Below are 20,967 nucleotides of genomic sequence, written 5' to 3'. Positions count from 1 at the left end.
TTAAATAAAAATTACTCTTCACAATTAACATATCCAACCATTTGAGCATTACTTTTACCAGGAGGAACCATTGGATAACAATTTTCACCTCTTCTGACAAGGATATTAATCAAAGCAGGTCCGTCATGATCAAGCGCATTTTTTAATTCATTCTGTAATTGTTCTCTATCAGCAATTAAGTATCCTTTAACTCCAAAAGACTCAGAAAGTTTTACAAAATCAGGTTCACCACAACTCATATCAGATGAGGAATATCTTTCATCGTAGAAACTTTCCTGCCATTGTCTTACCATCCCTTGCCAGCGATTATTGATAATAATCAATTTCACCTTTAGACCATATTGAGATAAAGTTCCTAATTCTTGAATATTCATTAAGACACTTGCATCTCCTGCAATACAAATTACATCTGAATTAGGTAAGGCTGCTTTTACTCCAATTGCCGCTGGCAATCCAAAACCCATAGTTCCTAAGCCTGCACTACTAATCCATTTTCTTGGAGAATTCCTAAGATATTGGGCAGCCCACATCTGATGTTGGCCTACATCTGTAGTTACATAAGCTTCTGGTAAAAGTTCCCTAACTTTCAACAGAACTTCCTGAGGATAAATTTCTCCTTCTTTAGGAGGGTCATACAAAGGATGTTTATTTTTCCAAAAATCAATTTTTTCTAACCAATTCTTTGTCCGACAAGCAAATGTGTTATTTAGTGATTTTTCATTAATTTTGCTAACGGCTTTTGAAACATCTGAGACAATTGCAACATCTACACGTCTATTTTTATTAACTTCTGCTGGATCAATATCTATATGAATGACCTTTGCATGAGGTGCAAAAGTATCTAATTTTCCAGTCACCCTATCATCAAATCTAGCTCCAATAGCTATTAAAAGATCACATTCTGTAACGGCAAAGTTTGCGTAAGCAGTTCCGTGCATTCCTAACATGCCAACGGATAAATTATCTTTTTCATCAAAAGCGCCTTTCCCCATTAAAGTCGTAGTAACTGGTATTTGATAATTGTTTGCCAAAGTTCTTATTTCATCATGAGCCCCTGAAGATATTGCCCCACCTCCAACGTAGAGAAGAGGTCTTTCAGATTCTTCAATTAATTTAATAGCTTTTTTAATGTCAGAATCATTAATTGCTCCATTTCTTTTGAATCCTTTAGGAATAATCTCACCAGGCAAAACTCTTTGGTAATGAAAGAATTCTTGACCTACATCTTTGGGTATATCAATTAAAACAGGGCCAGGTCTTCCTGAAGAGGCTATAAAAAAAGCTTCTGAAACTACTTTTGCAATGTCTGAAGGATCTCTTATTACCCATGAATGTTTGACTATTGGAAGAGTTATGCCAAAAATATCAGTTTCTTGAAAAGCATCTGTCCCTATAGCAGGTCTTGGGACTTGACCGGTAACTACTACTAGAGGGACTGAATCCATTTGAGCAGTTGCAATTCCGGTTACCAAATTTGTTGCACCTGGACCTGAGGTCCCGAAACATACGCCTACTTCACCAGTAGATCTTGCATATCCATCAGCCGCATGAGAACCTCCTTGTTCATGTCTAACCATATAATGCTTTAACCAACCATCTTGTTCTGCCTTATGAACGGCGTCATATATTGGTAGTATGGCTCCCCCAGGATATCCAAATATAACCTTTACCCCATGAATTCTTAGAGAATCCATTAGTGCATCTGCACCAGTTATCCAAACTGGATTCTCATTTTTTGAACTACCCTTTGACAAGGATCTCGAACTAAGAGTCACTAAAGATATTCAATATTTACTATAAATACTAAACTTAATTAAAAACTTTTGCCTCATTTAGAAATGTAATGTCAGAAAAGTATTCAAAAAAACCTTTCAAGAAGTTGAAATTGCTTAAATAAATTATAGATTGATCCTTATAAGATTCCTAACTTATGTAAGGGGCCAGAGCCTGAAATAAGCTCAACAAAAAGCACAAGAAAAACAATCATAGCAACCCTTCCATTCCACACTTCTGAACTATTATTCCAACCCCATTGCCATTTCTCTTGGGGATAAAGTTTAACTTTTTCAGGCAACTGAGAAGCATCCTCTATATTAACTATAGGTCCTTCTAAAGAGGAAATCACAAGATCAGTAAGACCCTCAATAAAAGTAGAATTAGTATTTAGAGCCTTCACTCTGCGAAAGTTTTTAATACCAGCTTTTTCGGCAATTTCTTTATATTCAATGTCAATTTCTTGCAATGTCTCAATATGCTCTCCAACGAAACTAATGGGAACCACAATTAAATCATTAACATTTGACCTCCCAAGATCAGCTAAAACTTCTTCTGTATAAGGCTTCAACCATTCAACTGGACCAACTCTACTTTGATAAGAGAGTGTATGAGGGTTACTGTGCCCTAAATATTTTTCCAGCTCACTTATTAATAATAAAGAACAATCTTCAATTTGTTGTTTATAAGGGTCTCCAGCTTCCTCTACATAACTCTTAGGAACTCCATGAGCAGTAAAAAATATATGAGCATTAGAAGGTAACTCACAAAGTGAAATTTGTTCGGCAATTAATTCGACCATTGCCTTTAAATAACCTGATTGACTGAACCAACTTCTTACACATCTCATTGGGATTTTCTTAAAATCATCATCAGCATCTCGCAATTTTTTTAATTCCCTAAAGCTTGAACCACTTGTACTTATTGAAAAATGTGGATACAAAGGTAGTACAACAATTTGCTGTATACCATCTGCTTTCATATCAGCAATTGCTGATTCCGTAAAAGGATGCCAATACCTCATAGCGATATAGGTAGTAGCATTTAACCCTTTATCCCTTAATTTAGATTGCAATTCTCTAGCTTGTTGTTCAGTGATCCTCCTGATAGGTGATCCTCCGCCTATAGAAAGATAAGCCTGTTGTGAAGTTGTACTTCTAAGCGTACTAATTAACCAAGCCAAGGGCTTTTGGAAAGCAGGGAAAGGAGTTCTGATTATCTCCGGATCAGAAAAAAGATTATATAAGAATGGGCCTACATCGGTAATGCGTTCAGGCCCTCCTAAATTCATTAGTAAGACGCCTATTTTATCCATTTAAAAATTATGAAGATTGAAAATCAACATTAAAAACGTCATTATAAGGTCAATTATATAAGTAAATGAACGTAATTCAGGAAATTAATAATGTCAATGAAAAATTTGCTACTCAAGGAAGTAAGCTTAGGATTGAAAAAAGGGGCGAGAAATTAAATATTAGAGGTTCATTACCCTCAAAAGAAGATAAAAACAACTTTAAAATTCAAAGAATATCTCTTGGTATAAAGGCCGATACTTCTGGATTAGAGGAGGCCAAAAAAAAATTACAATTAATCAATTTGCAACTGGAATTAAATCAATTTGAATGGGTTAATTGGATAAGTAACACTAATAATAATCAAATAAAAATTGATTATGAATTTCCAAAAAGATTAAACCAATTTGAGGAATTTTTTTTTAAAGAAAGCAAAAGTGAATATCTAAACAGTACTAGGAAAACCACATGGAGAAGTTCTTACAAACCCTATCTGAAAAGAATCCTAACAATTTATAGTGCTTATGTTAATGAAGATTTAGAAAAAATATTTCAAAAAACACTTGAAAGTTACGAAGAAGGCAGCAGAAGTAGGAAACAATGCGCCACTTCTCTAGGTGTGTTGGCTAAGTTTTTGGACATTAAACTTCCAGAAGATTGGAAATTAAATTCTAAAGGATATGGCCTAAATAAAGCAGGATTTAGGAATCTCCCAACCGACGAGCTGATAGAGAAACTTTGGGAGAAGATCCCGAACAAATCTTGGAAATTTGTTTTTGGTTTAATGGCTACATATGGATTAAGAAATCATGAAGTCTTTTTTTGTGATTTAAGTTCTTTAACAAAATTTGGAGACAAAATTATTAGAGTTCTACCTACGACTAAAACAGGGGAACATCAAGTTTGGCCATTCCACCCTGAATGGGTAGAAAAGTTCGAATTATCAAAACTTGGTGAGAATCCAGGACTTCTACCAAATATTAATAGAAACCTAAAATTTACAACCTTACAAAATATTGGCAAGACAATTACTGACCAGTTTAAACGTTACTCTTTACAAATAAAACCTTATGATCTCAGACATGCTTGGGCAGTAAGAACAATTTTTTATAATTTACCTGATACTGTTGCTGCCAGAATGATGGGACATTCTGTTAGTCTACATACTCAAACTTATCACCACTGGATTACTAAAAGGGATCAACAACAGGCAGTGAATAATGCACTTTTAAAAATTAAGAGAGCTAAAAGTATTTAAAGATTTATAATCACTAAATAAAATTATAGTTATATGAAAGAAGAACCTTTATCTTCCGAGAAAATATTCAACCTCGATAATCAAGCTAAAGAAATTGGTATAGGAGGCAAACTATCACCAGAGAGAGATGAGAGCTTGTATAAAAAAAGAATGCAGCAAAGAAAAGATATTCAGGCTGAAAGACTACAAATCAGAAAAACAAAAAAAGGATTATGTATCGTTTTCACAGGGAATGGTAAAGGCAAAACAACTGCATCTTTAGGGATGGCCTTAAGGACAATAGGGCACGGTTATAAGGTGGCAATTATTCAATTTATTAAAGGTGGCTGGACCACTGGAGAAGAAAAAGCGCTTAAAAATTTGTCTTCAAACATATCTTGGCATTCATTAGGAGAAGGATTTACTTGGGAAACACAAGATAGAATTAGGGATGAAAAATTAGTTAGAGAAGCATGGCAACTAGCAAAGAAGTATATAAAGAATGAATCTTATAAACTTATAATCCTTGATGAAATAAATATAGCTACAAAACTTGGCTATCTTGCTTCCGAAGAAATAATCACTTTTTTTAAAAGTTTAAATAATAGAAAAAATCATATTGTTTTAACCGGAAGGGGGGCCTCAGATTCAATTATCAATTACGCGGATCTAGTTACGGAAATGAAACTAATAAGTCATCCTTTCAAAGAACAAGGAATAAAAGCACAAAGGTGTATTGAATTTTAGTAAAAACAAATTTTTATTTAATTTTCTTCATCCTGGTTTAGAAATGTTTAAAGACGCAAGCAATATCTGAACAAAAAATAAATTCGGTACAATTACTTGCTAATGTCTTAAAAGTATAATTATTGAATGACTTACAAAAGAGTTCTCTTAAAACTTAGTGGTGAGGCACTAATGGGTGAAAAACCTTATGGTATCGATCCTGCTATAGTTCAGTCAATTGCGGAAGATGTTTCAAAAGTAGTCAAAAATAATGTAGAACTTGCAATAGTTGTTGGGGGTGGGAATATTTTTAGGGGCCTTAAAGGGTCTGCAGATGGCATGGATAGAGCGACTGCTGATTATGTGGGGATGCTGGCAACAGTAATGAATGCGATTTCACTTCAAGATGGTCTCGAAAGAGTAGGAGTAGCAACTAGAGTTCAAACAGCAATTGAAATGCAGGAAATTGCCGAACCATATATCAGAAGAAGAGCCATGAGGCACCTAGAAAAAGGTAGAGTTGTAGTTTTCGGAGGTGGATGCGGAAATCCATTTTTTACAACTGACACTACGGCAGCTTTGAGGGCAGCAGAGATAAACGCCGAAGTTGTTATGAAGGCTACTAAAGTTGATGGAGTATATGATCGTGATCCTAATCAATTTAAAGATGCAAAAAAATATTCCTCTCTCAGTTATCAACAAGTTCTTAGTGATGAAATTGCAGTAATGGACAGTACTGCGATTGCACTTTGCAAAGATAATAATATCCCAATTATGGTTTTTGATATATTCAAAAAAGGGAACATTTCTAAAGCTGTTGCTGGTGAGCCAATAGGCTCTTTAATTAGTTAAAGATCATTTAATTTTTTTAATTATGAAAGAAAAAGAAATTCAAGAAAATATGAATAAAAGTATTGAAGCCACACAAAGAAACTTTAATACAATTAGGACAGGCAGAGCTAATGCTTCCTTGTTAGACAGAGTAAGTGTTGAGTACTACGGAGCAGAAACACCAATCAAATCGCTTGCGACCATAAGCACTGTTGATTCGCAAACAATTTCAATACAACCTTTCGATATTTCATGTTTACAAGCGATAGAGAAATCTATTTCTATGAGTGATTTAGGTATTACTCCAAATAATGATGGGAAAGTAATAAGAATAAATGTACCTCCTTTAACAGAAGAAAGAAGAAAAGAATTTTGTAAATTAGCATCTAAATATGCAGAGGAAGGAAAAGTAGCTTTGAGAAATATCAGAAGAGATGCTGTTGATAAAGAAAAAAAAGACGAAAAAGAAGGCCTTATTTCTATTGACGAATCGAGAGATAATCAATCTGAAATTCAGAAAATTACTGATAAATATATTGCTTTAATAGAAACTAAATTGTCTGAGAAAGAGAAGGAAATTCTAAAAGTTTGATAGGATTTGACGTTGTAATAATTGGTGGAGGTTTATCAGGATCTTCCACCGCTCTGAACCTATCAAAGAGAGGATATTCAGTTTTAATTATTGAAAAAGAAAAATCCCAAAATTACAAACCATGTGCAGGTGGGATGGCATCTTCAATGCAAAGATTTCTTCCTTTTAATATAGAAGATTGCATAGAATCAAAAATTAAGAATGTTGAATTCAGATGGAAGGGTGCAGATAATGTAACTGCTGATCTGACTGGTGAATCGCCATTTTGGATTGTTAAAAGAGAAAAACTAGATCAATTATTACTTAATGAATCCTTGAGTAATGGATCTCAAATAATAAGACCATTATTGATAGAAAAAATTAAAAAAAAAAATGATAAATGGGAAATTACTTGCAATAACAAAATAAAATATATTGCAGAATTTCTTGTAATTGCAGATGGGTCTCAATCAAAATGGGCGAGTTATTTCAAGTTAGGGCCAAGAAAACCGAAATTTGCTAACACAATCTCATTAAGATTAAAAGGGTTAGGTGAAATACCTAGAGATGCAGTTAGATTTGAGTTTGGATTTATAAAATATGGTTTTGCATGGGCATTCCCCCTAAGAGAAAGCTTAAATATTGGTTTAGGTACTTTTATAAATAATGGTCTTCTAGAAAATCAGGCTATAAATAAACAAGTAATAAGAAGCTTAGGTTTTGATGATTTTCCGAATAAAACAATTAGTAAGAAACTGAGAATATGGAATGGCTTCCACTCAATTAATGGTGACAAAGTTTTAGCGGTTGGAGATGCAGCATCTCTATGTGATCCATTTTTAGCTGAAGGAATTAGACCATCTTTAATTAGCAGTTTTTATGCTGCAGAATACATAGATCAGTGCATATCACGAAAAGTAGATGATTTAAATCTTTATACGAAAAAAATTAACAACATTTGGGGGCAATCAATGGCCTGGGGGAGGAGAATAGCTCAAGTATTTTATAGATTTCCCAGAACTGGATATCAATTAGGTGTCAAAAGAAAAACAGCACCTAAACGTATCGCTCAAATATTATCAGGAGAAATGAGTTATGAAGATATTGCAAAAAGGGTTATCAGAAGACTTTTAACAAAAAGTGGGGATTAATTCTTTTTCAATTCAAACTTAAATTTAGTTAGCAGAAATCAATTTATGTTTTTTAATCTCTGAATATCTCTGTAGTAGCAGCTCTTCCAATTCTTCTATAGCCTTACTGAATCCAGTGATACCTTCACTAAGCTTCTCACTCGCCATTTGATCTTCTAACATACTTAATCTGAAATCTTTTTCTTCAAATTCGTAATCAATAGATTTATTAATTTGGGTACTTACATCTAATTTTCTAATTAACTCTCCATTTTCTTTTTTCAGTTCTTCAAGAAATTTTGGTGCGATTGTTAAAAGATCGCAACCTGCTAATTCTTTTATTTCATCAAGATTTCTAAAACTCGCTCCCATTACTTCTGTCTTGAATCCCTTTTCTTTAAAGTACTTATAAATTTGTGTAACCGAAATAACACCAGGGTCTTCAGCACCAACAAAACTAGTTTTACCAGTTTTTGCTTTATGCCAATCCAATATACGGCCAACGAACGGAGAAATTAGAGTTATTTTTGCATTGGCACAAGTTACCGCTTGGCAGAAGTTAAAAAGTAAAGTTAAATTGCACCTAATACCTTCTTTTTCCAAAATTTCAGCTGCCTTAATTCCCTCCCAAGTTGCAGCAATCTTAATCAAGATTCTTTCCTTTTCAATTCCAAAATTTTTGTAAAGATTGATCAATTTTCTCGCTTTTTTTACCGTAGATTCAGTGTCAAAGCTCAGTCTTGCATCAACTTCTGTAGATACGCGCCCTGAAATAATTTTCAATATTTCTTTCCCAAAAAATACTGAAACTTGGTCAACAGTTTCTTTAATTAATTCAAGTTCAGAGAATCCTTGTGGTAATGCATTTTCTGAACTTTCTAAAGCTTTATCAATTAATTTCACATAATCAGGGTTCTTAGCAGCAGCAAGTATTAGGGATGGATTGGTGGTGGCGTCCCTTGGTTGAAATTTTTTTATCGAATCTAAATCTCCAGTATCTGCAACAACAACAGTCATTGAGGACAATTGTTCTAAAATTGATTTCATATCTAAATAATCGTATATATATAAACTAGCTTTTATTCCTAATGAAATCATCAGATAATGAACTAAATATTTATAAAATTGGAAAATTTTAGGGTTTTTTAACAATCATTCCGTGATCTTTAATCTTAGGAGGTATTTTTTCAATTACTATCAAACTCTCGATTATTTCTTTCGCAACTGGTACTGCAACAGTTGAACCATATGCATATGATTTAGATGGCTCATCAACGACTACAAGGACAGCATATTTTGGATCATTAACTGGTAAGGTCGCGATAAAACTACAAACTTTTTTGCTTGTGTAGGAACCATTTAAGGCTTTTTGAGAAGTGCCCGTTTTCCCAGCAATCCTATAACCCTCGATTTTTACTCCAGATCCACTACCTTTATCAACTACGCTCTCCATCCATTCAAGAACAGTTTTAGAAACCTCTTGAGAAAAAAATTGTTTTTTTGGATTTTTATTAAATCTTTCTTTAAAAGTTGAGGTTACATGAGGAGTTACTTCAAACCCCCCATTTGCCAGAGCCGCATGTAGTTGAAGTAATTTAAGTGGCGAGATTGAGAACCCTTTACCAAAAGAAGTTACGGCAGGCTCAATTGATTGATTTACAAATAAATCTTTTCTCTTAAGTTGGCCAGCAGTTGATTCAAATAAGTCAGTCTCTAAAATTTTATTTATACCTAAATTTTTTAGCCAATCCCAATAAATTGAGGGGTCTAAATTTTGCATGATTTTTACCATCCCAACATTGCTTGAAACCTGCAAAACTTTTGGATAGTCAATGTATCCATTACCTTTTTTATCCCAATTAGAAAGTGTCCATCCTCCAACATTAATTCTCCCAATATCTTCAACTACTCCATCTTTCTGGATTACTTTTTCTTCTAAAGCCAATGCAAGATTAATAGGTTTAAAAGTTGAACCGGGCTCAAATAAATCTTGAGAATACCATCCCCTAAAAAGTTCAGAATCATACTGCCAAAATTTATTTGGATCGTACGACGGGACTGTAACCAAGGAGAGAATCCTACCATTATTAACATCCATAACTATGGCAAATCCCTTCTTTGCTTTCCATTTGCTTACTTGCTTTGATAATGCATTGAATGACGCTTTCTGTAATTTTGAATCTATAGTTAAGCCTAATTTTTTGTAATCAGAAATAAAATCTCCTGGGGCTGAATTATCCGGGAGAGGTGTTCCATCTCCTCCTATTTTTACAAAATTACTTTTATTAAAAACTTTAATTTGATTATCTAAATGAAGCTCTAAACCTGCTGAAGCTATATTCTCATCATTAACAAAACCAACAAGATTAGAGTAAATCTCGCCTTGTGGATAATATCTCTGCGAATATTTAAACAAATCAAGTCCGCTTATTTGGAGGTTTTTAATCTTTTCTGCCTTTTCTTCGGAAATTTTATCCACAAGCTTGATACCACTCATTTTATTATTAAATTTACTCAAGAGTATTTCACCATTTATATCCAAGATAGGTGACAATTTTTCTGTAACTTCTTCAATACTGCGAACTCTGTTAATTGAATCACCAGGAAAATTAAAATATTTTGGATGGGCCCATAATTTATAGAGAGGTTTATCGTAAGCAATTAGTCTTTTATTTCTATCAACAATCGCTCTCCTTGTTTTTAAGGCATTAGTTTTAGAAGACTGTATTAATCTAGCTTTCCTTTGCAAATCAGAGGCGTTAAAGACTTGCAATTTAACTAACCTACCAAACAAACAAAGTATTATGAGCAAGCTAAAAATATAGAGAAATTTAAATCTTCTTTGATCAAGAGGTACTAGACGAACAATTTTCTTGTATTTTTTCATCAATATCCCCTTTGAAATTTGCTATCACTAAAACCTTCAAGGAAACTACTTAAGTTTTTCTTAAATAAACTTTCTTTTTTTTCTGGAAGTTTATCTAGATAGATTAAATCTTTAGGTTTAGTTTTTCTATAAGTATTAATAGACTCAAGTTCACTAATATAAAATTCCTCAATTTTAGAAATAAAATCAATCAGATTATTATTGATAGCTCTTGTTTTAGATAAGTTTTTATATGTATTTGACCATTTTCTTTGACTATTAAAAGACAAGAAAAAAAAGGTGAAAATTAATACCAAAAGAGAGACATTAATGGTGTCGAAAATTTGATGTATTAATTTGATATTAATTAAGGATATTTTTTCAGAGTTTTTTTTACTTTCATATGAAACTTTTTTTTTTAAATTAAGTTGATTCCCATAAGGTTTCATCTATGATTTATTTTTTAAATGAAAGAAGTCTTATTAATTAAATAAACATCTTTTTGTTTAATTCGCAAGTAAAAAATTAAATTCTTTATGTCCTCAATAAGAACAAATTTAAGAAAGTCAATCCATTCCATAAAGAATGCATAATCACTGAGGAAAACAAACTCCCTGAAGCAATTCTTGTAATTGCTAATCCAATCCCTAGAACAAATAATGGCGGCATTTCTGCCAAACTTAAATGGGCTAATGCAAAGATAAAAGCTGAAACTATGATGCCCGAAATTACTCCAAAATCTCTTGAAAGAGTTGTTAGTAACATACCGCGAAATATAATCTCTTCAAATAAAGGAGCTAATAGAGTTGTTGTTACAAATAATAGAAAAAATGATAAGTAATTATTATTGTTAAGAACAATTTCCAGCAAAGGGTTACTACCATTCTGATTATCAATCAGACTATTCATAATTAGAGAGATCAATAAAACAAAAGGAACAATTGTTAACCAACCTTTAATTCCCTGAATAACTGCATATTTTATTGGCAAGAAATTAAACTGTAAATAATCCTTTTTAAAAGTAAATTGACCATTCAAAGATTTAATTTGATAATAAACTATCCATAATGGCGGAATAGCCATAAAAAGATATCCAAAGAAAATTTTTAAAGATTGAGACAATTCATTAGAGATATTTTTAGAAAAAAGTTCAACCAAACTGATAGAAAACAAAGGTGATACCACTTCTCCTAAAACAACAAATCCACCTGCAATTAATAAAACCATATCTATTAATTCTAAATCTAAGGATTTAATTTCTTTCCAACCAAACTTTTTCAAAGATATGGTTGTCCATAATATTTTTAAAGCCAGAATAGATCCAATAAGTATTGTTAAAAGCGGTATTAGTCTTATGGCTAATATTTTAAAAAACATTTTGCTTGAAAATGATTTTGTTATTAATTCACTATCGTCAAAATCAAATTTCCGGCTTAAAAGGTGATATAAAAATCTATCATCTTTAAATAAATCAAATTTATCAGAATTTGCTTTGTATGAATTATTCTTAGATTTTTTTTCTATCTCATCAATCAGAAATTTAAAGTTTTTATTTTCAAAATCTTTGGAAATATTTTTATAGATTATAGGATCATTTGATTCTGAAGTAATTATTCGAATTAATTTATTTCTTTCTGTTAGCTCTTCAAATGAGACATTAGAGAGTGATTTATTTATTTGATCAAGAGGATCATTAATGATAAAAAATTTTTTAAGATTTACAGGTATGGATTGGACAGATAATTCAGCAATTTCTTGCTCTTTTTGACTAATATCAAATGAGACAGATGGTCTATTTAAACTATCTCTTAAGCCTTGTTGCCATACAAAAAAAGTTATGACGATAGAAATAAAAGCTAAAGTGAGTTTTGATTTAGAAATATTTTTAAAGATCATAACTTATTATATTCTTGAAAACTATAGTTAGTTATCATTGAATTTCCTTATATTTATGTATCTATTTTAATCACGTCATGAGATGATTAAATTATCTTAATTTTCAAATTTATATAATGGCAATAAGATTAGTTTTAGTTAGGCATGGACTAAGCAGTTTCAATGCAAAAGGATTAATTCAAGGTAGGACAGACGATTCATTACTAACTGATGAAGGATACGAACAAGCCCGAAAAGCAGGAAAAGCATTATCAAAAATAAACTTCGATAAAATCTATTCCTCCCCACTTGTGAGAGCGGCAGAGACTGCAAAAACAATTAAAAAGACCTTCAATAAAGAACAAAATATTGTATTCGACGATAATTTGCTTGAGGTAGATCTTAGTGAATGGTCTGGTTTAAAAATTGATGAAATAAAAAAGAAATTTCCAGAAATTTACCCTATATGGAAAAATGATCCAGAAAACCTTATCTTAAAAAGAAATGACAATAAAACTTATAAACCAATTCAAGAGTTATTTTTTCAAGCAACAAATTTTGTAGAAGATATTTTAAAAATTTATCTAGACAAAGATGATGTAAATATTTTAGTTGTTGGCCATAATGCAATTCTCAGATGTTTAATACTCTTGTTATTAGGAAAGCCTAAGCAAGGTTTTAGAAAAATAAGATTAGAAAATGCTTCTTTCTCGATAATCAATATTTCAAGGAAAGATAACTCTTTTAAGACTCAAATTGAATGCTTAAATCAAACTTCCCATCTCAATAAAAATATTCCAAATAAAATTGGAGATTCCAGAATATTTCTAATAAGGCATGGTGAAACTAACTGGAACAAAGAAGGTAGATTTCAAGGCCAAATTGATATCCCTTTAAATGAAAACGGGAAAGATCAAGCTAGAAAGACTTATGAATATTTGAGAAATATTTCTTTCAATAAGGCATTTTCAAGTTCAATGCATAGGCCTTATGAGACTGCACAAATAATCCTTCAAAATAGCAAAGATTTAAAAATAGAAAGAATAGATTCACTTGTAGAAATTAGTCACGGATTATGGGAGGGTAAACTGGAAGCAGAAATAAGAGAACAGTGGCCTGATTTACTAAAAAAATGGCATGATAAACCTGAAGAAGTAATAATGCCCGAAGGCGAATCTATAAAAGATGTATCAGCAAGGTCTATAGATGCTTTTGACAATATTTGTTTATCTCAAAAAGATAATGATCTCACCCTTCTCGTAGCTCACGATGCAGTAAATAAAACTCTCATTTGCAATTTCCTAGGCATTAATTATTCCAATATCTGGATGATAAAACAAGGTAATGGCGGCATAACGGTAATTGACCTCTTTAATGATCCCAGTAAAATTCCTGTGATTAGTGCTCTTAATATTACAACACACCTGGGAGGGATAATTGATTCAACGGCTTCTGGCGCTCTTTAAACAAAAACGCTTTAAAAAAATATTTTATTTAAATCTGCTTCGAAAGTGATTCTTTATTTATTAAAAAAGCCAATCTTACTAAGAGGCCAAAATCTTACATAAGCTTTTCCTATGATCTCCTTTTTATGAAGAAATTTACTTCCTGGCCAATATCTTCCATCCCAGCTATTTGATCTATTATCGCCTAAAACTAAAAAATGATCTTTGGGCACTTTTATATTTTCAAATTCACCACATTTATTAAAAAAGTATGCTGAGCACTTATAAGAAATATAAGGTTCAGGAATTAATTTATTATTTATCATTACTTCACCTTTACTATTTACACTCACAATTTCACCTGGGAGTGCGACTACTCTCTTAATATAAGCATCGCAAGCTTTATCCCTAAGACCAGGAATAAAAGAAACTGGAGGAAAACTCATAAAAAAACAATAGCTTTTTTTTGGTAAAGGCTTAAATCTTGATGAAATTAGTTTTTCATCAAATGAGTAAGGAGATTTAAAAACTACAATATCTCCTCTTTTTGGTAAAGAGTTTCTTAAAGAAAATTTTTCAATAATTAGCCTATCATTTATTTGTAATTCTGGAAGCATTGAACCAGAAGGGATATAACGTGGTTCTGCTAGAAAAGATCTACAAGAAGAAACAAAAAAAGTTAATAGAATTAGTAGACCCCATTCTTTTAAAAAACTTTTAATAGAAGCATGCATAAAATTAATAAAGTTTTGATTTTTTAACCTTATATAATTTGTTTGGCATATTCAATTTCGTTAAAACCTAATATTACTTTTTTTTCCTCGTAAATCAAAAATGGTCTTTTTATTAATTTGCCATCACCTAAAAGAAGTTTAATAATTTCTTCCCTTGATAAGCCATAAATATCAAGATTGAGAGTTTTAAAAGCTTTACCTCTTGTATTAAAAATCCTTTTCTTATCATCAGAGTATTGTTCTAAAGCAAGATTTAAATAATTAACAAGTGGTGGTTCTTTTACAATATCAATTAGTTTAAATTCGAAATCTTTGCTTTTAAGCCACTTTGCAGCTTTTATGCAAGTAGAGCATTTTAAATAACTATAAAAAATTATTTTTTTCAATTTAATTGACCACTTTTTAATTTCTTAACTACTTTAAAGTTTTTCTTTTTTATGGGTGTACAATTTTTCAATAAATTTTCAATCACGTCATAATCTCTCCAACCATCAATTCGAACTGTTCTTCCATCAAGTCCTTTACTAGTTCTAAAAAATTCAGCAACATCTTCAAGCTGATTTGGAGCAATTTGATTAATACTGACTATATTGGCCTGTCTAGGATTAGCCATCGGCACACATAAAAGTTTTCCGTCATATGCACCACAATCATGCATATCCAAAACTCCAATAGGTCTAGCTTTTATTAGACAACCAGCAAAAGTCGGCTCATCCATTATCACCATCGCATCAAGAGGAGCCCCATCATCAGCAAGGGTATTTGGGATAAAGCCATAATCAAAAGGGTATCTTACGGAAGAATGCAATACTCTATCTAATGCCATTATTCCTGCTTCAGAGCAATATTCGTATTTATTCCTACTGCCAGCAGGTATTTCAACAACTATATTTACTATTCCCTTCATTGGAGATGGAGGTATAGAGCTAAGATCCATCTTTTTTAAATTCGTGATTAAGAATTACCTCTTTTCCTTGAGAAAAAGGTCTTCCAATTAAAATGCTGATTGAAGGTAATACAAATGTCAGAAAGGCAAAAATAATACCTAAAGATGTTATAGATAAGCTCCTTATACTTAAAGGATCATCATCATCTCTTTCAAAATCACTTTGAGCAGAACCAAGAGAAGAATCTTCGCTTAATTTACTTTTTATAAAGTGCTTTGATTTCGTATAACTCAAGAACTCTTAATTGGTAAATGTTAAGGAGATAATTGAACATAATTATCCTACATTCTAAATGTCAATAAATCAAAACATTCTCGAGCAAATTTTTAATTATTCTTTTTCTAATAACGACCTAATAAATTTTAATTCGTCTAAAATTTGTACAAGTATGTTTTGAGCTGCTGAGGAAGGTGTATTGAATACTTCTACAGTAACTTCCTTAATTCTTAAAATATCTTTAGCAAATCTTGCTACTTCATTAGGGTGGAACTTTAAGGGATCTTTTTGATCAGTTCTAAATTCGGGATTTAATTTTCTTGGATTAAAACTGGGGTTTAAATTTCTTAAATCAGTATTTGTATATCTATAAACAGAAGCTCTTGATCTATTTAGGAATTTTTGAACTTCATCAATACCTACTAATTCTTCTTCGCTAGAAATATTGGAATCTATATTTTCCATAATATTAAGAGAATGTTTTAAAAATAATGAACTTTTGAAAAGAATTTGAACTTCATTACTGAAGAAGTTAGCAGAAAGAATATTTCTAGACTAGTAGCGTTGAGGGACTCAAGACACTTCAATTTTTTTTTTTATCTTAATTGATAAAATTAAATATTATTAAGGATTTTTTTGTATGCGCGTGACCACCTCATTTCCTCTGGGGACACTTCGTGACACACCTTCTGAAGCTGAGATTATTTCACATCAATTACTTTTAAAAGCTGGTTATATTCGCAGAATTAACAGCGGCATTTATGCATACATGCCTATAATGCTTAGAGTTATTGAAAAAATATCCGCAATAATAGATAGGGAACTTAATAGTATTGGTTGCACAAAATTACTTTTACCCCAACTTCATCCCGCAGATTTATGGAAGAGAAGTGAAAGGTGGGAAGGATATACGGCAGGAGAAGGGATAATGTTTAATCTCAAAGATAGACAAGGGAAAGAATTTGGTTTGGCCCCAACGCACGAAGAGGTGATCACCAGTATTGCATCAGAGATCATAAATTCCTATAAGCAATTACCTCAATGTTTTTACCAAATTCAGACAAAATTTAGAGATGAAATAAGGCCAAGGTTTGGATTAATGAGAAGTAGAGAATTTATAATGAAAGATGGTTATTCTTTCCATTCTTCAGAAAACGATCTAGCTTTATTTTATAAAAAGGTGGGCAAAGCTTATGAAAATATTTTTCAATCTTGTGGACTAGAGACCGTAGGGGTTGAGGCAGATAGTGGGGCCATTGGCGGAGCTTCCTCCAAAGAATTCATGGTCACTGCAGATTCTGGTGAAGATTCCATCTTGTTTACGCAAAGCGGTTCTTATGCTGCAAATATCGAAAAAGCTATTTCCATTCCCTCTCAACCTATTCCATTAAAAGAGAATATTTCAGGCTGGATAGATACACCTCAACAAAAAACAATCCTCGAGGTTTGTAAAAATAATAATTTAGACCCTAGTCAGATTATTAAAGTCGTAGTATTCCTTGCAAAGTTCGAAGGCAAATCGGAAGTCCCGGTTCTTGCATGCATTAGAGGCGACCAACATATTAATGAAGTAAAGCTTTTTAACCTGATAAATACAATTTATAGTTCCAGCCTTCTTAAACTTCTGAAAATTGAAGACAAAAACATTATCGAAGAAAACCTAGTTGATTTTCCTTTAGGCTTTATCGGGCCAGACTTAGATAATGAAACGATTAAAGCAAGTTCTAATTGGGATAAAACATGGACCAGAATAATAGATCATTCTGCGAGTAATCTCTCAACATTTATAAGTGGCGCAAATAAAGTTGATCTCCATAAGGTTTTTCAGGATTTTTCTTTTTTCTCAAAAGATTATCTAATTGAGGATATCAGGAATGCTAAAAAAGGAGATAAAATCAAAATTGATGATAATGAGGAACTTAAAGAAAAAAAAGGCATAGAAATTGGACATATTTTCCAACTAGGTCAAAAATATAGTGAAAAATTAAATGCTAAATTTTCTGACAAGGACGGTGAATTAAAGAATTTGTGGATGGGTTGTTATGGAATTGGAGTAACCAGAATAGCCCAGGCTGCAATTGAACAGAATCATGATCAAAAGGGTATTTGTTGGCCGATCCAGATTTCTCCTTTTGAAGTTATTATTATTCCAACGAACCTAAAAGATCCTATTCAAAGAGAGCTTACAGAGCAAATATATAATAATTTAATTATTAATAAAATTGATGTACTCCTTGATGATAGAGAAGATAGGGCGGGCGTAAAATTTAAAGATGCCGAATTAATTGGTATTCCTTTCCAGATAATTATTGGTAAAGATTCTATTAACAAAGAAGTAGAACTTAAATGCAGAGCAAATAATGTCTTTTTTAAAATAAGTGTCGATAAATTGTTGGAAAAATTTATTTCCGAATCAGAAATAATGTACAATAAAAATTCTTAAGGCTAATTTTTTTTTGGAGCTAAGTTATGTTACTGAAATTGAAATCAGAATTAATTTTAAAAAATCTTACCAAAGCTATATCTTTCGCACTTTCTTTGACTGTTATTTTTACATTATTTAGTTCCCCTTCCATAGCTGTAAAAACCTCAATGACAGGTGACTATGCAAAAGATACAATTTCAGTTGTGCAAACATTACAAACAGCTGTTGATACTCCAAAAGATTCTCCAAATAAAGACGAAGTAAGAAGTGAAGCTCTTACCCTCATTACTGACTACATTTCTAGATATAGAAATAGAGGAATGGTTAACAAAACTCAATCATTTACCACAATGCAAACAGCATTAAATGCTATGGCAGGCCATTACAAAAACTTTGCAAGTAGACCTTTACCAGATAAACTGAAGGAGCGTTTAACCAAAGAATTTTCTCTTGCTGAAAAAATGGTTCTCAGAGAAAGTTGATACAATTCATTTACTTTTTAAAAGTAAACCAAGATTTTTGAATATATTAAATATTCGCACAAAAATAATGCTCTTCTAAAATTGGCCAATGTTGTTGTAATCGGAGCCCAATGGGGTGACGAAGGAAAAGGTAAAATAACCGATTTACTAAGTCGTTCGGCTGATGTAGTCGTACGTTACCAGGGGGGGGTAAATGCAGGGCATACTATAGTTGTTGATGATAAAGTCTTAAAATTACATTTAATCCCTTCCGGGATACTTTATAAAAATACTACTTGCTTAATTGGATCAGGAACAGTTGTAGATCCAAAAATCTTGCTAAAAGAAATTGATATGTTAATTGATAATGGAATTGATATCTCAGGATTGAAGATTTCATCAACATCACATGTAACAATGCCCTACCATAGGATATTAGATGAAGCTATGGAAGCTGATAGGGGTTCAAATAAAATAGGGACAACAGGTCGAGGGATTGGTCCAACTTATGCGGACAAGGCGCAAAGGAATGGAATTAGAGTAAGAGATTTGCTCAATAGAGAAAGGCTAATTGATGTGATAGAAATTCCATTGCGAGAAAAAAATGGCCTACTAGAAAAAATTTATGGCATTAAACCTCTTAAATTAGAAGACATTGTCGAAGAATATCTTAACTTTGGACAAAGATTATCAAAGCATGTGGTTGACTGTACAAGAACAATCCATGCAGCCTCAAAAAATAAGAAGAATATTCTATTTGAAGGTGCTCAAGGTACTCTGCTTGACTTAGATCATGGGACTTATCCTTTTGTTACATCATCAAACCCTATATCAGGGGGAGCATGCATTGGAGCTGGGGTTGGTCCCACGTTAATCGATAGAGTTATAGGAGTTGCAAAAGCATACACCACAAGAGTTGGTGAGGGTCCATTCCCAACTGAATTGCAGGGCAGCATCAACGATCAACTTTGTGATAGAGGCAGTGAATTTGGAACTACTACTGGTAGGAGGAGGAGATGTGGATGGTTTGATGGAGTAATTGGTAAATATGCTGTATCTGTAAATGGTCTTGATTGTTTAGCAGTTACAAAACTAGATGTATTAGATGAATTAGATGAGATTCAAGTTTGCATTGCATATGACTTAGATGGAGAGGAAATAGACTATTTCCCAACAAACTCAGATGACTTAAAAAAATGTAAGCCAATCTTCAAAAAATTAAAAGGTTGGCAATGTTCAACTGCAGATTGCAAAATGCTTTCTGATCTCCCTGAAAATGCCATGAATTATCTCAGGTTTTTAGCTGAATTAATGGAGGTCCCAATTGCTATTGTCTCATTGGGGGCAAATAGAGATCAAACCATAGTCATTGAAGACCCAATTCACGGACCTAAAAGAGCACTTTTAAGGTGATTTATTTAAAAATTAATGAGGGAATCCTTTAGACATCTTGAACAAAATAAAATAGTTGACCTAATTGGTCTGGGCAACGCAATAGTAGATATTATTGTCAATATTGAAGATGATTTTCTTGAGATAAATAATTTAGAGAAAGGATCAATGAATCTCATTAATTCTGATGAATCCCAGAAATTGTTAAAGAATTGCAAAGTTATCAAACAAATATCAGGTGGGTCCTCAGCAAATACCGTTGTATGTTTAGCAGAGTTAGGTAATGATGTGCAGTTTATTGGAAGGGTGAAAAATGATCAATTTGGTAAGTTCTTTTCTTCCGATATAAAAAAAAGTAAAACTATATTTAATACTCCCCCCACTAATGAAGGAGCTTCAACAGCTCATTCAATTATTTTGATTACACCTGATGCTCAGAGAACTATGTGCACCTACCTTGGGGCATCTATAGAGTTTGAACCCGAAGACATTGATTTTAGTGTACTAAAGAGAACAAAATACTTGTATTTAGAAGGTTATTTATGGGACGGAGAATTAGCTAAGAATGCTTTTCTCAAAGCTGCTCAAATTGCGAAACTATCTAATACAAAAATAATTCTCTCATTGTCTGATTCATTTTGTGTAGATAGACATCGAGAAAGTTTCTTGGAATTAATTGATAAATATGTAGATGTTGTTTTTTGCAACGAATCCGAGGTTTTAAGCCTATTTAAAAAAAATAAATTAGCTGACTGCCAAGGAGACCTCTCCTCCTTATGTGAATTAGTTGTGGTAACTCTTGGAAGCAATGGTTCTCTTATAATTAACAAAGATGAGGTAGAAGTAATTAAGTCAATTTCAAAGGGGAAAGTTATTGATACTACTGGAGCAGGAGATATTTATGCAGGAGGATTTATTCATGGATTAATAAATAATTATTCCTTAAAAAAATGTGGAGAGATAGGTTCAATTTGTGCAGGTCAGATAATTACACAATTAGGATCTAGATCCAATATTGATCTAAAAGAGTTAATAAAATAAGTTTA

The 20,967-nt window shown here is 32.3% G+C and carries 21 protein-coding genes; 10 read left to right on the top strand and 11 right to left on the bottom strand.

Annotated elements, in window-relative coordinates; all coding sequences use genetic code 11:
* Positions 1-11 precede the first annotated feature (11 nt).
* Complete coding sequence (gene ilvB, locus HA143_RS02855) at positions 12-1,775, bottom strand: biosynthetic-type acetolactate synthase large subunit (protein ID WP_209083134.1); 1,764 nt, start codon at positions 1,773-1,775, stop codon at positions 12-14.
* Between the two features lie 137 nt (positions 1,776-1,912).
* Positions 1,913-3,088: a ferrochelatase gene (hemH, locus tag HA143_RS02850; protein WP_209083133.1), complete on the bottom strand. Its 1,176-nt coding sequence runs from the start codon at positions 3,086-3,088 to the stop codon at positions 1,913-1,915.
* 65 nt (positions 3,089-3,153) lie between these two features.
* Between hemH and HA143_RS02845 the strand changes: the two genes are divergently transcribed.
* The 5 genes from HA143_RS02845 (at position 3,154) to HA143_RS02825 (ending at position 7,581) form a co-directional block, all read left to right on the top strand.
* Positions 3,154-4,323 carry a site-specific integrase gene (locus HA143_RS02845; protein ID WP_209083132.1) on the top strand — a complete coding sequence of 390 codons (1,170 nt, stop codon included), beginning with the start codon at positions 3,154-3,156 and terminating at the stop codon, positions 4,321-4,323.
* 33 nt (positions 4,324-4,356) lie between these two features.
* Positions 4,357-5,049, top strand: coding sequence for a cob(I)yrinic acid a,c-diamide adenosyltransferase (cobO, locus tag HA143_RS02840; RefSeq protein WP_209083131.1), 693 nt, complete (start codon positions 4,357-4,359; stop codon positions 5,047-5,049).
* Positions 5,050-5,175: 126 nt separating this feature from the next.
* The gene (gene pyrH, locus HA143_RS02835; RefSeq protein WP_209083130.1) at positions 5,176-5,880 is read left to right on the top strand and encodes a UMP kinase; all 705 of its coding nucleotides are present in this window, start codon (positions 5,176-5,178) and stop codon (positions 5,878-5,880) included.
* Between the two features lie 22 nt (positions 5,881-5,902).
* Positions 5,903-6,451: a ribosome recycling factor gene (gene frr / locus HA143_RS02830; RefSeq protein WP_209083129.1), complete on the top strand. Its 549-nt coding sequence runs from the start codon at positions 5,903-5,905 to the stop codon at positions 6,449-6,451.
* Positions 6,448-7,581: an NAD(P)/FAD-dependent oxidoreductase gene (locus HA143_RS02825; protein ID WP_209083128.1), complete on the top strand. Its 1,134-nt coding sequence runs from the start codon at positions 6,448-6,450 to the stop codon at positions 7,579-7,581. Before frr ends, HA143_RS02825 begins: the two co-directional genes overlap by 4 nt.
* A gap of 24 nt (positions 7,582-7,605) precedes the next feature.
* Here the strand turns inward: HA143_RS02825 and tal are convergent, their stop codons facing one another.
* The 4 genes from tal to HA143_RS02805 form a co-directional block, all read right to left on the bottom strand.
* Positions 7,606-8,607, bottom strand: a complete 1,002-nt coding sequence (tal, locus tag HA143_RS02820) for a transaldolase (protein WP_209084407.1) — start codon at positions 8,605-8,607, stop codon at positions 7,606-7,608.
* Between the two features lie 88 nt (positions 8,608-8,695).
* Positions 8,696-10,447: a peptidoglycan D,D-transpeptidase FtsI family protein gene (locus HA143_RS02815; RefSeq protein ID WP_209083127.1), complete on the bottom strand. Its 1,752-nt coding sequence runs from the start codon at positions 10,445-10,447 to the stop codon at positions 8,696-8,698.
* Entirely contained in the window at positions 10,447-10,875 is a 429-nt protein-coding gene (locus HA143_RS02810; RefSeq protein ID WP_209083126.1) for a hypothetical protein, read from the bottom strand. The genes HA143_RS02815 and HA143_RS02810 overlap by 1 nt, the downstream gene beginning before the upstream one ends.
* An 85-nt stretch (positions 10,876-10,960) precedes the next feature.
* On the bottom strand, positions 10,961-12,322 hold the full coding sequence (locus HA143_RS02805; protein WP_209083125.1) for a CPBP family intramembrane glutamic endopeptidase: 1,362 nt from the start codon (positions 12,320-12,322) through the stop codon (positions 10,961-10,963).
* Between the two features lie 116 nt (positions 12,323-12,438).
* Between HA143_RS02805 and HA143_RS02800 the strand changes: the two genes are divergently transcribed.
* On the top strand, positions 12,439-13,767 hold the full coding sequence (locus HA143_RS02800; RefSeq protein WP_209083124.1) for a histidine phosphatase family protein: 1,329 nt from the start codon (positions 12,439-12,441) through the stop codon (positions 13,765-13,767).
* A gap of 53 nt (positions 13,768-13,820) precedes the next feature.
* On the opposite strand, the gene lepB is transcribed toward HA143_RS02800, so the two are convergent.
* The 5 genes from lepB to HA143_RS02775 form a co-directional block, all read right to left on the bottom strand.
* Complete coding sequence (lepB, locus tag HA143_RS02795) at positions 13,821-14,480, bottom strand: signal peptidase I (protein ID WP_209083123.1); 660 nt, start codon at positions 14,478-14,480, stop codon at positions 13,821-13,823.
* Positions 14,481-14,509: 29 nt separating this feature from the next.
* Positions 14,510-14,866 (bottom strand): Spx/MgsR family RNA polymerase-binding regulatory protein, encoded by a 357-nt coding sequence (locus HA143_RS02790; RefSeq protein ID WP_209083122.1) that lies wholly within the window; start codon positions 14,864-14,866, stop codon positions 14,510-14,512.
* Positions 14,863-15,417: an inorganic diphosphatase gene (locus HA143_RS02785; protein WP_209083121.1), complete on the bottom strand. Its 555-nt coding sequence runs from the start codon at positions 15,415-15,417 to the stop codon at positions 14,863-14,865. Before HA143_RS02785 ends, HA143_RS02790 begins: the two co-directional genes overlap by 4 nt.
* Positions 15,407-15,661, bottom strand: coding sequence for a hypothetical protein (locus tag HA143_RS02780; RefSeq protein WP_209083120.1), 255 nt, complete (start codon positions 15,659-15,661; stop codon positions 15,407-15,409). The genes HA143_RS02785 and HA143_RS02780 overlap by 11 nt, the downstream gene beginning before the upstream one ends.
* A gap of 96 nt (positions 15,662-15,757) precedes the next feature.
* Entirely contained in the window at positions 15,758-16,108 is a 351-nt protein-coding gene (locus HA143_RS02775) for a resolvase (protein ID WP_209083119.1), read from the bottom strand.
* Positions 16,109-16,283: 175 nt separating this feature from the next.
* Here HA143_RS02775 and HA143_RS02770 point away from each other — a divergent pair, with 175 nt between their 5' ends.
* From HA143_RS02770 to HA143_RS02755, 4 genes are all read left to right on the top strand, one after another.
* Complete coding sequence (locus tag HA143_RS02770; protein WP_209083118.1) at positions 16,284-18,086, top strand: proline--tRNA ligase; 1,803 nt, start codon at positions 16,284-16,286, stop codon at positions 18,084-18,086.
* A 26-nt stretch (positions 18,087-18,112) separates the two neighbouring features.
* Positions 18,113-18,550 carry a photosystem II protein Psb27 gene (gene psb27 / locus HA143_RS02765; protein ID WP_209083117.1) on the top strand — a complete coding sequence of 146 codons (438 nt, stop codon included), beginning with the start codon at positions 18,113-18,115 and terminating at the stop codon, positions 18,548-18,550.
* Between the two features lie 81 nt (positions 18,551-18,631).
* Positions 18,632-19,942 (top strand): adenylosuccinate synthase, encoded by a 1,311-nt coding sequence (locus tag HA143_RS02760; RefSeq protein WP_209083116.1) that lies wholly within the window; start codon positions 18,632-18,634, stop codon positions 19,940-19,942.
* A gap of 15 nt (positions 19,943-19,957) precedes the next feature.
* Positions 19,958-20,962 (top strand): adenosine kinase, encoded by a 1,005-nt coding sequence (locus HA143_RS02755; RefSeq protein ID WP_209083115.1) that lies wholly within the window; start codon positions 19,958-19,960, stop codon positions 20,960-20,962.
* The last annotated feature ends 5 nt before the right edge of the window (positions 20,963-20,967 follow it).

Origin of the sequence: Prochlorococcus marinus CUG1415, from assembly GCF_017696015.1 — a bacterium.
Lineage (GTDB): Bacteria > Cyanobacteriota > Cyanobacteriia > PCC-6307 > Cyanobiaceae > Prochlorococcus_A > Prochlorococcus_A marinus_AE.
This window is presented reverse-complemented; position numbering and strand designations above follow the sequence as displayed.